The sequence below is a fragment of the Streptomyces lydicus genome (assembly GCF_000717345.1).
GTDB lineage: Bacteria > Actinomycetota > Actinomycetes > Streptomycetales > Streptomycetaceae > Streptomyces > Streptomyces lydicus.
The window spans coordinates 149,489-164,846 of sequence record NZ_JNZA01000012.1; the positions used below are offsets into that span (position 1 = coordinate 149,489).

At 72.3% G+C, this 15,358-nt stretch carries 12 protein-coding genes and 1 pseudogene; 4 read left to right on the forward strand and 9 right to left on the reverse strand.

Annotation, left to right across the window (positions count from 1 at the left end):
- The first annotated feature begins 94 nt into the window (after positions 1–94).
- Positions 95–913, forward strand: a complete 819-nt coding sequence (locus OO62_RS37420; protein WP_033267543.1) for a phosphotransferase — start codon at positions 95–97, stop codon at positions 911–913.
- A 45-nt stretch (positions 914–958) separates the two neighbouring features.
- A pseudogene (locus OO62_RS37845) lies at positions 959–1,165 on the forward strand (LD-carboxypeptidase); the annotation flags it as partial.
- Positions 1,166–1,326: 161 nt separating this feature from the next.
- On the opposite strand, the gene OO62_RS13250 reads toward OO62_RS37845, so the two are convergent.
- Positions 1,327–2,595, reverse strand: coding sequence for an aspartate aminotransferase type Ic (locus tag OO62_RS13250; protein WP_033267544.1), 1,269 nt, complete (start codon positions 2,593–2,595; stop codon positions 1,327–1,329).
- Between the two features lie 270 nt (positions 2,596–2,865).
- Between OO62_RS13250 and OO62_RS13255 the strand changes: the two genes are divergently transcribed.
- Positions 2,866–3,795 carry an aminoglycoside phosphotransferase family protein gene (locus OO62_RS13255; RefSeq protein ID WP_033267545.1) on the forward strand — a complete coding sequence of 310 codons (930 nt, stop codon included), beginning with the start codon at positions 2,866–2,868 and terminating at the stop codon, positions 3,793–3,795.
- Between the two features lie 76 nt (positions 3,796–3,871).
- Here OO62_RS13255 and OO62_RS13260 read toward each other — a convergent pair whose 3' ends face one another.
- Positions 3,872–5,122, reverse strand: coding sequence for an MFS transporter (locus OO62_RS13260; protein ID WP_248782278.1), 1,251 nt, complete (start codon positions 5,120–5,122; stop codon positions 3,872–3,874).
- Between the two features lie 221 nt (positions 5,123–5,343).
- On the opposite strand from OO62_RS13260, the gene OO62_RS13265 reads away from it, so the two are divergent.
- Positions 5,344–6,090: an AraC family transcriptional regulator gene (locus tag OO62_RS13265; protein ID WP_033267546.1), complete on the forward strand. Its 747-nt coding sequence runs from the start codon at positions 5,344–5,346 to the stop codon at positions 6,088–6,090.
- Between the two features lie 50 nt (positions 6,091–6,140).
- On the opposite strand, the gene OO62_RS13270 is transcribed toward OO62_RS13265, so the two are convergent.
- The 7 genes from OO62_RS13270 to OO62_RS13300 all read right to left on the reverse strand — a co-directional run bounded on the left by OO62_RS13270 (position 6,141) and on the right by OO62_RS13300 (position 15,125).
- Entirely contained in the window at positions 6,141–6,818 is a 678-nt protein-coding gene (locus tag OO62_RS13270; RefSeq protein ID WP_033267547.1) for a DUF5825 family protein, read from the reverse strand.
- A gap of 30 nt (positions 6,819–6,848) precedes the next feature.
- Positions 6,849–8,783 (reverse strand): RiPP maturation radical SAM C-methyltransferase, encoded by a 1,935-nt coding sequence (locus OO62_RS13275; protein ID WP_033267548.1) that lies wholly within the window; start codon positions 8,781–8,783, stop codon positions 6,849–6,851.
- Positions 8,784–8,983: 200 nt separating this feature from the next.
- Positions 8,984–10,954 carry a S9 family peptidase gene (locus OO62_RS13280; protein ID WP_033267549.1) on the reverse strand — a complete coding sequence of 657 codons (1,971 nt, stop codon included), beginning with the start codon at positions 10,952–10,954 and terminating at the stop codon, positions 8,984–8,986.
- Complete coding sequence (locus OO62_RS13285; protein ID WP_078617148.1) at positions 10,951–12,228, reverse strand: MFS transporter; 1,278 nt, start codon at positions 12,226–12,228, stop codon at positions 10,951–10,953. The genes OO62_RS13280 and OO62_RS13285 overlap by 4 nt, the downstream gene beginning before the upstream one ends.
- 317 nt (positions 12,229–12,545) lie before the next feature.
- Entirely contained in the window at positions 12,546–13,937 is a 1,392-nt protein-coding gene (locus tag OO62_RS13290; protein WP_248782279.1) for an FAD-binding oxidoreductase, read from the reverse strand.
- A gap of 265 nt (positions 13,938–14,202) precedes the next feature.
- Positions 14,203–14,700: an NUDIX hydrolase gene (locus OO62_RS13295; RefSeq protein WP_078617149.1), complete on the reverse strand. Its 498-nt coding sequence runs from the start codon at positions 14,698–14,700 to the stop codon at positions 14,203–14,205.
- Between the two features lie 44 nt (positions 14,701–14,744).
- Entirely contained in the window at positions 14,745–15,125 is a 381-nt protein-coding gene (locus tag OO62_RS13300; protein WP_033267551.1) for a peptidase inhibitor family I36 protein, read from the reverse strand.
- Between the last annotated feature and the right edge of the window lie 233 nt (positions 15,126–15,358).

Genomic DNA, 15,358 nt, shown 5'->3' on the forward strand with positions numbered 1-15,358 from the left:
ATGGAGTTCCCGGGGGGCCCGCGGGCAGCGGATCGCCCCTCCGCCGGCTGCCACGGCCGGCGCACTACCCCACAGTAACCAGCGGACGGGGCCGATGACCGTACTGCGCAGCACGCACCAACTCCACCTTGCGGACGACGTGGTGACCAAGCGCTTCACTTCTTGGGGGCGCGGTGAGGCGCTCCGTGAGTGGCGCGGACTCACCCTGCTGCACCGCTTCGCGCCCGGCATCGCCCCGGCCCCGCTCGCGGCGGCCCTCGACGCGGAACCGCCGGAGGTGACCATGTCCAGGATCGACGGTACGCCGCTGCGCGGAACGGTCGTGTCGCGGCCGACCCTCCGCGCGCTCGCCCGGACGCTGTCCGCCGTGCACCGTGCGGTTCCCGGTCAGGCGCTCGCCGCGATCCCCACCGGTGCCTGGCACGCCCGCCGGGTCGACACCCATGTCCGCAGCCGGCTGGCCCGCCGGCCGGACGGGCCCTGGGAGCCGGTGGTCAGGGAGGCGCTCGCGGCGGGGGAGCGGTGGCTGGCCGGAGCACGTCTGGAGACGGTGTCCGGCGCGGACGCCGTCCACCCGGTTTTCGGGCTGACGGACGGCAATATCGCCAACTACCTCTATGACGGGGCCCGGGTACGCCTCCTCGATTTCGAGGACGCCGGCCGCAGCGACCGCGCCTTCGAGCTGGCGGAGATCAGCAGCCACCTCTCCACCTGGGTGGACAGCACCTTCGACGTGGACTTCTTCCTCGGCCTGTTCCCGCTCACCGAGGCCGAGTCCGCCCGGATCGAGCATCTGCGCCGGCTCAACGCCCTGTTGTGGCTGGGCAACCTGCTGAGCGACAACGGCACGCCCCGTCGCAACCCGCCCGGCACCGCCGAGAGGCAAGCAGAGCGGTTGCTCGCCCTGCTGTGAACTCCCCTCAACTGCTGGAGCTGTGGTGAATTCCTGGGAAGGAGAGTCCTCGTCGGCCGGACCTCGGCACCGGACAGCGCTTCCCTCACCCAGCACCGGGCCGTGCTGGACGCCCTCGGCTCCCTCAACGTGCCGATCATCGCCGACGTCGAGTGCGGACACGTCCCGCCGCACCTGCCGATCGTCAACGGAGCGCGGGGCCACGTCGTGCACACCGCCACCCGCAGCGCACTCACCCAGACCCTGGACTGAGGCGCCCGGCCATGCCCTGCACCGGTGCTGCGGGGGCGCCCCCGGAACCGCTGACCACACCGCCCCGCTGATGACGCGGTGCCGTGGTCACGCCGGCTCCGGGAGCGCCCCCCACAGCTCGTGCCCCGTCCCTCGCATGCTTCGCGTCGGACGGGCGGAACCTAGCGGGCCTGCTGCTCGTACCCCACGAGTCGGACGCAGACGGCGAGACCTTCGAGCGCGAGCTCCAGCTCGGCCAGGCTCGGGTAGCTGGGCGCGATCCGGATCACCGCGTCGCGCGGGTCGTTGCCGTAGGGGTGGGTGGCGCCGGCCGGGGTCAGCGCGATGCCCGCCTCGGTGGCACGGCGTACGACCTCCTTGGCGCAGCCGTCCGGCACCTCCAGCGTCACGAAGTAGCCGCCCTTGGGCGCGGTCCAGGTCGCGAGTCCGGTCCCGCCGAGCTCGGCGTCCAGGATCCGCGCCACCGCCTCGAACTTCGGCTGCAGCAGGGCGCGTTGGCGCTCCATGTGCCCCCGCACGCCGTCGGCGTCGCGCAGGAACTGGACGTGCCGCAGCTGGTTGACCTTGTCGGGGCCGATCGAGCGCTTGGCGTTGTGGCCGAGCAGCCACTTCAGGTTCGCGGGCGAGGAGCCGAAGAAGGCGACACCCGCGCCGGCCATCGTGATCTTCGAGGAGGAGCCGAACACGAACGCCCGGTCCGGGTTCCCCGCCTCGTCGCAGGCGGCGAGCAGGTCGGCGATCTCGACGGGCTCTTCGGTGAGGTGGTGGGCGGCGTAGGCGTTGTCCCAGAAGATCCGGAAGTCGGGGGCCGCGGTGTTCATCGAGGCGAGCCGCGCCACCGTCGCGTCGCTGTAGCAGGTGCCGTCCGGGTTGCTGTACTTCGGGACGCACCAGATGCCCTTGACCGTCGGGTCCTCGGCGACGAGCTGCTCCACGACGTCCATGTCCGGGCCCTCGGCGGTCATCGGCACCGGGATCATGTCGATCCCGAACCGCTCGCAGAGCGCGAAGTGCCGGTCGTAACCGGGCACCGGACACAGGAACGCGATCCGCTCCTGCTCCACCCAGCGCGAGGTGGCACCGGGCAGTACGCCGAGCAGGGCGTGCACCAGGCAGTCGTGCATCAGCTCAAGGCTGGAGTTCCCTGCGGCGAGCAGCTGTCCGGCCGGCACCTGGAGCACCTCGGCGAAGATCTCCCGCAGCTCGGGCAGTCCCTGCAGGCCGCCGTAGTTGCGTACGTCCGTGCCGTCGGCGGAGGTGTGCACTCCGCGGGGCAGGCTCAGCAGTTCCTCGGAGAGGTCGAGCTGCTCCGGTGCCGGCTTGCCCCGGGTGAGGTTGAGGGAGAGCCCGCGGGCCGTGAGGTCCTGGTAGTCCCGGCGGGCCCGCGCAAGGGCCTCGGTCAGGGCGTCGGGGCTCAGCTCGGTGGTCATGGTGCTTCCTCTCACAGGTGCCGCGTCGAAGGGGGGCGCCTGCCGAGAATACAAACCGACGCGGGTGGGCCCGGGAGCTGAACGCTATGTGGACGCCGTGACCTCGGAGAGTGATATCCGCGTCCGCATACGGTAGATGGGTCATATGCGACCTTTGCGGTTGATGCTGCTCATAAGGTCCGTAAGGAGCCGAGCGACTTCCAGATCGGATGTCCGGTCGGATGTCCGAGAGTTCGGGCGCCGGTACGGGCGGTGACGGAGACTGCTCGTATGCACTCGCCGACCTCCATCGACGTTCCCGAGGCGTTCGCCGCGTCCTACGGCGGGCAGGGTGCCGACGCGCGGGCCTGGCTCGCCGGGCTGCCCCGCCTCGGCGCTGACCTCCTGGAGCGCTGGGACCTGCGGCCCGACGGCCCCGCCGCACACGGCATGGCCTCGCTCGTCCTGCCCGTGCTCCGCGCCGACGGCACTCCCGCCGCCCTCAAGCTCCAGCAGCTCCGGGAGGAGACCGCCGGCGCGGCCACCGGTCTGCGGACGTGGCGGGGCAACGGCATCGTCCGCCTCCTCGACCACGACGAGGAGTCCAGCAGCCAGCTGCTGGAAAGGCTCGACGCCACCCGCACGCTGTCCTCGGTCGCCGACGACGCCCGGGCCCTGCAGATCCTCGCCGAGCTGCTGGCCCGGCTGTCGTCGGTGCCCGCCCCCGAGGGCCTGCGCACGCTGTCCGGCCTCGCCGCCGCCATGCTCGACCAGGTCCCGCGGGCCGTGCCGGCGCTGCGCGATCCCGCCGAACAGCGGCTGGTGCGCACCTGCGCGTCCGCCGTCGCCGAGCTGGTCGGTGAACCCGGCGACCGGCTGCTGCACTGGGACCTGCACTACGACAACGTCCTCGCGGGCGAGCGGGAACCCTGGCTGGCCATCGACCCCGAGCCGCTGGCCGGGGATCCCGGGTTCGAGCTTCTGCCGGCACTGCACAACCGGTGGGCGGAGGTGGTGGCGACGGGCGACGTCGAACGTGCGGTGCTGCGCCGCTTCGACCTGCTGACCGAGGCCCTCGGCCTGGACCGGCGGCGGGCCACCGGCTGGACGCTCGGCCGTGTGCTGCAGAACGCGCTGTGGGACATCGAAGACGGCAAGACGCACCTCGAACCTGCGCAGGTCGCCATCGCCGGGGCCCTGTTGAGCCGTGCAACGCGCTGACGTGCCCCTGCCGGAGCGCCCCGGGGGGTCCCGCTGCCCTCGGGCCTTCCGGCCGGTGGCACCGAGGGCTGGGACGTCAGGTGCCGGTGGTGCGCGCGGTGTCGCGGTGCGGCGCGCGGGCGACGGCCCTCGCGGGGTCCGGAGCAGCGGCTTCGGACGCGGCGGCTTCGGCCGGGTCAGCTGCCGGCGTGGCCGCCTCGGACATCGAGACCTCGGACGTCGCGGCCTCGGGCATGGCGGGCTCGTGCAGGGTGCGCAACAGCAGCCAGCCCAGGGCGGGCAGCGCGATGAGCGGGGCGAGGGCGGTCTGCAGGGACGTCGCGTCGGCCGCGGCGCCGATGAGGGGGCTGGCGATGCCGCCGACGCTGACCGTCAGGCCCAGGGTGACGCCGCTGGCGGTGCCGACGCGCCGGGGCAGGTAATCCTGTCCGAGGGTGACGTGCAGGGAGAAGGGTACGTACAGACCGGCGGAGGTCAGCGCGACGAACAGGTACAGCAGCGGCCCGGGGACCAGCACGATGCCGGCGACGGCGGGCACGGTCAGCGCGTACGACCAGCGCACCACCCGGACGCGGCCGTAACGCGTCGCGAGCCGGCCGCCCGCGACGGTGCCGATCGCGCCGCCGAGGTAGAGCACGAACAGGGCCGCGGTGCCGGCGATTTCGCCTCCTCCGGTGCGCTGCCGCGCGTAGAGGGAGATGAAGGCGCTCAGGCCGACGAAGACGATCGAGCGGCACACGATGGCCCCGGACATCCTGAGGAACGCCGGCCAGTCGTCCTTGCCCGCCGGGCGGGTGGCGGCGGAGGCGGAACGTCCGGTCGTAGTGGGCGCGTTGACCGTACGCAGGGCGGCCAGGCACAGCGCTGCGCCCACCAGGGCCGGAACGATCAGCAGCGGTGAGGCGTGCAGGCCACCGGTGGCGACGACGGCGGAGACGGCGAGCGGGGCGGTGGCGAAGCCGAGATTGCCCCCGAGGGAGAACCAGCCCATCGCGGTGTGACTGCCCCGGCTCGCGACGCGGGCCATCCGGGCGGACTCGGGATGGTACGCCGCCACCCCGATCCCGGACACCGCGACCACCGTCAGCGTCAGCGCGTACGAGCCACTGACGCCGCTGAGCGCGACACCGACGCCTCCGGCCAGCGTGCTCACCGGCAGCAACCACGGCATCGGCCACTTGTCGGTGAGCGCGCCGAACAGCGGCTGGGCCACCGAGGAGAGCAACGAGGCGGCGAGGACGATGCCGGACGCCGCGGCGTAGGTGTAGGCCCGCTCGGCGAGGAAGAACGGCACGAGGGCGGCCACCGCGCCCTGATAGACGTCCACACAGGCGTGCCCCAGGGCCAGCAGCAGGAGAGGGCTTCCGGACGGACGTGGTGCACCGGACGCCTCGGACCGGCGAGACCGGTGGGACCGGCGGGACTGGTGGATTCGCTGGGACGGGTCGGATCGGCCGGGCGGAGCGGCCCGGCCGGGCGGGGGAGTCGTTGGCATGTCTCGATCGTCACGGCCGCCCGGCTGTCGTGCTTCCGATAAAATGCCAAGGTATGCCGAACATCCGCCACACCCCCGCGGCACCGACCCACACCCTCGCGCTGGCGGCCGGAGAACGCATCGACGCGCACCGCCACGACAACCACCAGATCGTCTACGCGGGTTCCGGCGTGCTGGCCGTCACCACCGACGCCGGGACGTGGTTCGCGCCGGGTACCCGAGCCATCTGGGTGCCCGCCGGAACCGTCCACGCCCACCGCGCCTACGGCCACCTCGACCTGCACACCCTCGGCCTGCCCGTCGGCGACAACCCGCTGCGCCTCGACGCGCCCACCGTCCTCGCCGTCAGCCCCCTGCTGCGCGAGCTGATCCTCGCCTACACCCGCGACCCCACGGACACGGGCCCCGCGCGCCGCCGGCTGCGCGCGGTGCTCCTGGACCAGCTCCGCGCGTCTCCGCACGAGCCCGTGCAGCTGCCCACGCCCACCGACCCGCGCCTCGCCGCCGTCTGCGCGCTCCTGCACACCGACCCCGCCGACCCCGGCACGCTCGCCGAGTTCGGCGCCCGCACGCACACCGGGGAGCGCACCCTCAGCCGCCTCTTCCGCTCCGAATTCGGCATGACGTTTCCGCAATGGCGCACCCAACTGCGCCTCTACCATGCCCTGAAGATGCTGGCCGACGACCTCTCCGTCACCGCCGTCGCCCACCGCTGCGGCTGGTCCTCCACCAGCGCCTTCATCGACGTCTTCCGCCGCGCGTACGGCTACACGCCCGGCACCCACAACCGCCGGGGCTAGCCGCCGGCTGCCGGGCCGATCGGCTTCGGTGTTGCTTTCCTGACGGCCGTTCAGATGGCCATCGCCTCCTGGATCCAGCGATGGACCCGGTACGGCAGCCACCACAGCAGCGGGCCGGTGCGGGCGATCAGCCGCTCCTCCAGGAAGTCGGCGGCGATCGCCTCCGGTACGGCCGACGGCGGGGCGCCGTACGCCAGTTGGCCGATCGCCTCGTGGTAGGCGGGCTCGTCCGCGGTGAAGCGGCGCAGATCGCCCCAGCGGCGGTCGCGGATCTGCACGAAGCCGGGGCCCTGGCGCCACAGGCACTTGCAGAGGTAGTGCTCGTCGCGCCACCGCGTCAGGACGGCCGCCGGGTCGGCGGGGCCGGTCAGGGTGAGGGGCGGCTGCAGGTGGCTGAGGTCGCGCCAGCCGTCGTCGGGCTCCGGCGGCAGCCGCAGGTGCCACTCCACCAGAACGGCGCGGGCGGTCAGATCGCGTACCAGGCACAGCTGCCGGACGGCGTGCGCGGCGGTGTCCGGGTCGCCCACCGCGGTGAGGTCGACCGGGTCGGCGAGCCGGACGCGGCGCGCCCCGAGCTCCCACAGCCGGGTGGCGTACTTCTCCGGCGGGCCGGTCAGTTCGACTGCGCCCAGGCTCATGCCGGGCAGTGCGCAGGCGTCCTCGTCGTAGTCGCGCCATGCGCTGAGTGTCAGCGCGCCTCGGGCGGGGGCGGTGGTGGTAGGGGGCATGGGGGTCTCCTCTCCGGGCCGGGTGGGCGCTCAGGCGTGGGCGACGACGGGGCGGGCCGCCGCGTCCGGCTGGTCCGCCGGGGCCGCCGCGGCGTGGGTGTGGCGCATGAAGTCGAGGCGCAGCAGATCCTCGTTGACGGCGGCGGGGGCCAGATGGACGTACTGGCCGTTGTCGGTGAAGACCAGGCCGAGCGTCACCCAGTGCTGGAGGAGGACGTGGACGGCGGCGGCGTCGAGGGCGTGCTCCGGCAGGCGCGCCGCGAGCTTGCGGGTGAGCGCGGCGGGGGTGTGCGGCTGGTCGAGAAGCCGGAAGGTCTCGATGTCGGTGGGGCGGCTGAGTTCCATGATGTCCCAGTCGAAGGCGTGCCGCCGGCTGACCAGGACGATGCGGTCGCCGAGGTCGGCGTGCGTGAGCCTGCTGTCCACGTGGCGTTTCTTCCACGCGCCGAGCGCGTCGTTGAGGGCGGTGACGGTGGGCTCGCCGATGCCGCGCTCGGGAGCCTCGAAGACGTAGGCCAGATCGAGCAGTTCGGACTCCGGCAGGTCGTAGGTGAAGCGGTAGTGCTCCTCGGGCCGCAGGCCGGTGAACCCCAGCTCGGGCCGGTTGAAGTACGGACTGAACCGCTCGATCGCGATCCGGGCCGACAGGTCGACCGGCGGGTTGAGGTGCTCCAGAGCCGGTATCTGCGCGATGACCGGCTCGTAGTCGGCGGCGGTCTCCCCGGGGAAGCCGTGGAGGTAGTTCCAGGAGACGGACAGCCCGGTCTCGGCTCCGTCCCTGAGCATGCGGACGTTCTGGCAGCCGCTGACGCCCTTGTCCATCAGGTCGAGCACCCGGCTGTTCAGGCTCTCGATGCCCGGCTGCACGTAGATCATCCCGGCCTCGGCGAGGGTGCGCAGCTGGGGCCGGCGCATGTTCGCCTTGATCTCGATGTGCATCCGCAGGTCGTAGCCGCTGTCGATGATGCGGGGCAGCACGGTGTGGAGGTAGCCCATGTCGAGGATGTTGTCGACGACGTACATGTCCAGCACCCGGTGGCGGCGTGCCAGGTCCATGATCTCCTTGTAGAAGGTGTCGGGGCTCTTGCTGCGGAACTGCATGAAGGAGCCGTTGAGGCCGCAGAACGTGCAGTGGTGTTTCTCGCCCCACCAGCAGCCGCGCGCCCCCTCGACGACGAGCTTGGGCTCCACCCAGTTGCGGGCGACGGACGACGCCAGCCGCTCGAAGTAGCCGCTGTAGTCGGGCGGCAGGATGGCGACGGGCGGCAGCGGGCTGGTGCTCATCGGGTTGGCGATGCTGGAGCCGTCGGCGCCGCGGTGGCACAGGCCGGGTACGGCGGACAGCTCCGTGCCCTCGTCGAGCGCGGTCAGCAGCTGCGGGAAAGCGGCCTCGCCCTCGCCGCGGACCACGAAGTCCACGAACGGGAAGTTGCGGTGCGCGGCGGCGCCCTGCTCGGCGTCGCAGTTCGCCCCGCCCATGACCGTCCGGATGTGCGGGGCGAGGCGTTTGACGTACTTGGCGGCGGCGAGCGCGGCGGTGTTCTGCTGGAAGGTGGAGGTGAAGCCGACGACGTCGGGACCGGCCGCGACGATCCGCTCGGCGATCTCCTGCACGAACTCCGGTACCACCCGGTGCAGTTCGTGCGACATCCGCAGCCGCGCGTCCTTCAGCTTGCCGCGCATCGACGCGCTGAACTCCGGTACGCGCCACTCGGGATTGTCGTAGAGGGCGGAGGAGAAGACCCAGTCGCCGCACCCCATGAAGTACGAGGACAGCGCGTAGAACTGGTAGTCGTCACCGGTGAACGCGGTGCGCCGGGTGATCCAGTCGGTGAACTCCAGATTGGCGTGCAGTACGTCGGCGTGGCCGGAGGTGCGCTCGTCGACGCTCCGCCGGAGGATGCCGAGCGCGAGGGACGGCAGATCGATCGGGGACCAGGGCATGTTGACCAGCAGAACGCGCATGGCGGCTCCTCGTACGGCGGCGGATGGGCAAGGGGCGGCCACCACGCGTCACCGGCCGGCGTCGGGCGGGTGACGGCGGGCGGCCGGCCGGCCCGGTGGCGTACCGGGCCGGCCGGGGAGGTCACTCCTCCTCGGTGTCCTCCGCGGTGCGGAACGGCACGGTCACCGTGATGCCGATGCCCGGCTTGCGGTTCTCCTCGTCACCCGCGAGCGGGTCGTTGTGGATGATGTCCTTCTGCATGGCTGCTTCTCCTGTTCTGCCGGTGTACGGCATCGGGAATCGGGCCTCGCAATCCGGGGACACCGGACGCGCCGGTTTCCCCGGAGACCCCGCCCACGGAGGGGCGGGGAGCTCGGTGGGCCGTGCCGGAGCGGCGCAGGTGCCGGTCCAGGAACCGCACGGCGCGGCTCAGTACGGTCATGTGGTGGGCGCCGGTGTAGCCGTCGTGGCCGGTCTCCAGCCACAGGGACTCGTGCGCGACGCCGGCCTCCCGCAGCGCGGTGAGATAGCCGCGCACCTGACCCGGCGGGCATTTGGCGTCCAGCGTGGCGGCGACGACCAGCAGCGGAGCGCGCACCTCGGCGGCGTAGTGGAGCGGCGAGCTCCGCGCGTAGCGTGCGGGCACCGTGTCGGGGGTGCCGCCGAACAGCCGCTCGTCCAGGGCGCGCAGCGCGGGGGTACCGCTGCGGTGCGCCGCCGCGCAGTCCGCGACCGGTTTGACGGCGACGCCCGCCTGCCACAGACCGGGCCGGGTGCCGAGCGCCAGCAGGGCCAGGTAGCCGCCCCAGGAGGTGCCCCACAGCCCGATGGCGTCCTCGCGGGCCAGGCCGCGGCGCAGCAGATCGGCGCGGACCGCGACGAGGTCGGCGACCTGGGTCAGCCCGACGCCCTCGCCGAAAGCGGCCCGCCAGCGGGGGCTGTACCCGGTCGAACCGCGGTAGTTGACCCGCGCGACCGCGAATCCCGACGCGACCAGGGAGTGCACCTCCGGGTCGTAGGCGTCGCGGGCGTGGTCGGCGGGTCCGCCGTGGACGAGGAACACCAGCGGGGGGCACCCGCCGGGTCCGGGGTCCGGCCGGCTGAGCAGGGTGTGGACGGGCCCGTCCGGGCCGTCGGTCCACAGCTCGCCGTGCCGGCCGGGCGCGCGACCGGGCAGCGTGGCGAGGGCCGGCAGCCGGGTGCCGGCGGTGGAGCGCATCCGGGGCGGGGTGGCGGTGTCGGTCCAGAGGTAGTGCACGTCGTCGCCCGGATGCGGGGCGGCGTCGAGCACGGTGCCCGGCGGCGTGGGCACCGGGGTCAGGGTGCGCCGGTCGAGGTCGGCGACGACGAGCGTGGAGCGCCCGTGCCGGTCCTGACGGATGAGGACCCGACGCCCCTCGGGATACCAGCGACCGGTGATCTCGGTGTCGAAGCAGCACCAGTCGTACGGCTGAAGGCCGCTTCCGGGACGCCAACTGGCCAGTCGATAGCGGCCGTTGAATGTGTCGTCGGCCGTGCGCTGCTGCACGTCCTGCTGCTCGTGAGGCGTCGCGGACTCCGGTCCGCATTCCTGTACGAGCAGCAGTTCCGTGCCCGCCGTCGACGGTGCGAAGCCCAGCGCCCACAACCGGCCGTGCCGCCCGGAGAGCCGGTCGAGGGGTGCCCCTGCGCAAGTCAGCAGGGTGACTGCGCGCTCGGAACCGGCCGGCCCGGACAGCGCCAGCAGCCCGCCCGAGGGCGAGATGCCCGCCAGCAGCGCAGGACCGTCGACGGTCGCCACCGGCCGCGCCGGGCCGCCCGGCGTCCCGATGTGGACGGTCGTGCCGTGGCCGTCACCGAGGCCGATGGCCACCGTCCCGGCGTCGCTGACGGCGAGCCCGTGCGGGAGGCCCGGGCGCAGACCGGTCAGGCCGGGGCGCCGGGGCCCGCCGCCCTCGAACTCCTCGAAGTACCACAGCCCGCGACCGTTGCGGTCCTCCGCGAACCACCACACCCGGGCGTCGGCGTCGATGGCGCAGTGCAGCGTTCCGTCGCGGCTGTCGGTGACCTGGCGTGCGGTGCCGGTGGCGGCCTGCCACGTGAAGATCTCGCAGCGGCCGTCCGCGTCCGCGGCCAGGACCATCCGCTGCGGGTCGCGCGGGCAGACCTCGGGCAGCGCCGGCTGGTAGACCCGGAAGTCGCCGGCGGTCATGCGTCCCCCTCGGCGTCGGCGCGGGGGAGACCCGGCGCCGCGCAGGTCGCGTACAGGGCGAGCACCGCCAGCAGCAGGGTGCAGCCGGTGAAGGTGACGGCGGCCCCGGCCCGGTCGGCGGCCAGCCCGGCGAGGGCCGGCGCCAGAGCCGCACCGGTCCCCGCCGCCGTGGCCAGCACGGTGCCGGTGCGGGCCTGCAGCGCCGGCGGGACGACCTGGATGATCCGGGCCTGCAGGGCCACGGTGGCCAGCGGCGTCAGCACGCACAGAAGGCCGAAGAGCAGCCCGAACTGCCAGCCCTCGCGGGCCGTCGCCAGGGCGGCGGCGGGCGGCACCAGCAGCCACGACACCGGCACCAGTACCCGTCCCGCGGCGTGCCGGCCGGCCAGCTTGGGCGCGAGCAGCGCGCCACCGAGGCCGGCCGCGCCGGCAAGCGCGAGCACCAGCCCCAGCGCCGCCGCGCCCCGGCCACCGCCCTGCAACGCGAAGACCGTCGTGTAATACAGCGCGACGAGCAGGGCGTTGACGGCCGTCAGCCAGACGAACGCCAGCCGCAGGAAGGGATCGCGGCGGATCACGGCGACGCCCGCCCCCGCCTCGGCCGCCAGCGCTCGCGGTCCGCGGCGCGGGGCGCCGTCCGGTGGCCTGAGCTGCCCGGCCGGGGCGAGATCCGCGTGCATGGCACGGATGCAGCCCGCCGCGACGGCGTAGGAGAGCGCGTCCGCGAGGAACGGCAGCGACCGGCCGGTGTGGAAGAGCAGCCCGCCCAGCGCCGGCCCGAGAACGAGGGCGCCGCGCTCTCCCGCCTGTAATCGGGACAGCACGCGCCGGTGTTCGCCGGGCGGACTCACCAGGGCGACTGTCCCGAGCGAGGCCGCCTCGTAGCACGAGGTCGCACACCGCTCGACGAGGACGGTGGTCAGCAGCACGGCCGGCAGCACCGTTCCCCGCCCCACGGTCACCGCGACGCAGGCCATCGCGGCCGCGGACACCACCGCGGCACCCACCATCACGCTCTTGCGCGCACCGCGGTCGGCGGGTACCGCGGCGAGCGGCCCCAACAGCAGCGTGGCGGCCGCGGACAGCCCGGCGACCACACCCACCTCGGCCGGGGACCAGCCCAGACTCAGCAGCAGCAACGGCAGTACGAGCCCGGACACCTGACTGCCCAGCGCGTCGCAGGTGCCCGCCCACCAGAACAGCCGGACGTCACGGCGGGCGTGCGGCAGCGGTACGGCGGACGCTGCGGCCCCCGCGGCGGCGGACGGCGTCACCGGATACGACCAAGGGCCGAGGGCATACCGGCCACCGGGCCGGAGGGTAAGCCGGACGGTAAGTCGTCCGCCGGGGACGCCGCTGATCGCCGTTCCATGCGAGCCACCTCACGTCGATGTGGGCAGATCGTGAAGATCGGCTCACCAAATAAGTCAACTTGCGGAGGAAATGTGCCCGAAACGTGCCGGAGCTTAGCCATGGAGTGACTCAGGCCACAAGCCGTGGGGAGGTGAATGTCCGCAGAAGTCACGACCGTTGAGGCCGCCGGTGCTCACGACGGCGCTACGGCGGGCTGACGAGGGGCCGAAACGGGCCCCTACGCCCTCGACAGGCTCTGCGCGAAGTCGAAGACCCGGTCCGGGTCGTAGTCGTGCGCGACCGAACGCAGCCGTTCCAGATTCGGGCCGTAGTAGGACCGGGGCCAGTCGGGCAGGGCCGGATCGATGTAGTTCACGTAGCCGCCGCCCATGCCCAGCTTCGCCAGCCCGGCCACGACCTCGGCGACGCTGTGCGTCACTTCGGCCTCGGACGCAGCCGACGCGGTCGCGTAGATCTGTGCGGTGGCAAAGGCGGTGCGGTGTGGAAAGGCCGTCTGCTGCACGCCGACGTCGGCCACCGCGCCGCCGAGCGCGTCGACGATGAGCGACATGCCCGTGCGGCCGGTGAGCACGGCGACCACCGCACCCGGGTCGGGAGCGGGTTTGCTCAGCACCCGCGACGACGCGACGAACGACTCACGGTCCGGTTTGCCGGAGAAGAAGCGCATGGCCCTGAAGTAGTCCCGCTCGTCGACCGTGCGCCGGTCGGGCATGACCCCGGAGCGCGAGATCAGATCGTCCAGCAGGGGGTGACAGGTACTGCTCGGCCCGACGAAGCAGCCGGCCACCCGGCAGCTCGGCGGGTCGCCGCCCGACATGTTGAAGTTGGCCCACAGCTCGTTGGGTGCGGCACTGATCCAGGGCTGCCACGCGCCCAGCACCTTGACCGCCGAACCTGCCGGGAAGATGATCACGAACACGGTCAGCGTCGGGGCCGGATCGGTTGCGAAGGTGAACCGCGTGACGATGCCGAAATTTCCGCCCCCGCCGCCGCGCAGCGCCCAGAACAGATCGGGGGTACGCGCGGCGGACACCGTGAGCAGCCGTCCGTCCGCGGTGACGACGTCGGCGGACACCAGGTGATCACAGGTCAGCCCGAACTTCCTTTGCAGTACGCCGATTCCGCCGCCCAGCGCCACGCCGGAAATGCCGACGGTGAAGCAGGAGCCGCCGGGCAGACACCGGTTCGCCTGGCCGAGCCCGCTGTAGACGTCCCGCAGACAGGCGCCCGCCCCGACGCTCGCGGTGCCGTCCGCCTGGACCGTCACCGCCGCCATGCGGCGCAGGTCGAGAACCAGGCCGCGCTGCGGCGCCGAGTAGCCCACGTAGGAGTGCCCGCCGCTGCGGGCGGCGAGCGGCACCCGGTTCGCGGCCGCCAGCACTCCTTCGCGCACGTCCTCGGCGGACTCGCACTGCGCCACGGCCGCGGGGATGTGATCGTCGTTGAGCGGATTGAAGAGCTTCCTGGCGTCCTCGAACCCGGGATCTCCCGGCCGCAGCAGCGCACCGTGCAGTCGGTGACGCAGACCGTCCCAGTCCACCTTGGCTTTGAAGGGGCCGACGGCCGGCGGTGCTTCCCTCGACGCGTGGAACAACGGGGCCCGCGCCATGGCCACCATCTCCTCCGCACCCGCTGAGGAAAGCGGGTGAGCGCCTTTGCGTAAATGAGTGATGAGTGAATGAGCGTGACGTCGCTGCTTTGAGAGTCAGCGTTACGTTGATGCGTTCCGTCGTTACGTTGACGCTTTGACGAATTTCCTCGGGAACCCCCTCAGAAATCCGTCGCAACAATCGTCACGCATACCTTCACGCTAACACGCAGTGACGGCCCTCTCCAGTCGATCAGGGTCGCCCACAAAACGGTATTCGGGCTGCTCAGGGGCGCTGCGACATCGCTTCCGCGAGCAGATCATGGATGAAGAAATCCCCCGGCGCGCGATGCTCCTTGAGGCGGGAAAGGTTGTCGAGGCCGAACCAGCCGTATGCGGTGTGCTTGGACCATTCCAGAGCGGGACGGTCCAAGTCACCGTCGACCTCGACGAGATAGTCGGCCTCGTGCCGGAGGCCGGCGCCGTCATCTCCGGTCCAGGTGCTGGTGCCCAGGCATCGGCGCACATGGCGGAGGTGCCAGCCGGTCTCTTCCTCGATCTCCCGGGCGAGAGCCGCCAGCAGCGTCTCCCCGGCCTCGACATGGCCGCCCACGATGTCCCAGGCGTCGGGAAACAGACGCCGGCTCGGACTTCTTTTCTGGGCGAATGCCGCCCCGTCCGCATTGAGGATGACGGCACCGACCGCCCAGATTTCGCCGGGCGCGGGCACGGGCAGTTCGACGTCGGGGGACACTGTGAACGACGACGGGTTACGTGACGGCATGGCGCCAGCCTAGGCCGCACGGTGCCTCCCGTCCCGGAATCGCTCTACTGCGGCTTGAAGGACCGGATCTGGTAGCTGCCCTGGAGGTTGCCCCCGGCGCCGGAGGGGGTGGAGCCGACGCGCGCGTGGTAATTGGTCTGGGTGTAGTACTGCACGCGGTGGCCGGTGTTGTTCCACACGGAGCGCACGTTCTGCCCGCGCTGGATGAAGGAACAATCGTCGGCCGTATTGGCCTTGCTGGACTGCGACCACTGACAGCGGGTTCCGCCGCCGTTCCAGTCGCTGTAGATGCAGAAGTAGCCGGGGCTGCAGCGATAAGCGGCCGCGCGGGCGGGCGCTGCGGGCGCCGCACTCGCGGTCGGGGTGACCCCGAGCGCAGTGACCAGGGCGGCTGCGGCAATGGCGTATGAGGGGAAGCGGCGCATGGCGGAACTCCCGTTCTCCGTTGTCGGTCGGCGAATTTGCCGCTCCAAGAGCCGGCCGCCGAACGGGAACGCACGCAAGCGCAAAAGCCTTGAACGCCCACGCGGCCACCCTGCGGCCGGTCTCGAAGCGCCACCAGTATGGGTCGCTTCCAAGATCCCACTCAGGGTAATTCTCCGCCGTTCCCCGGCCCTTGGAGCGTGGCGGGCGCACGCACCGGTGCGCACGCCGCGCA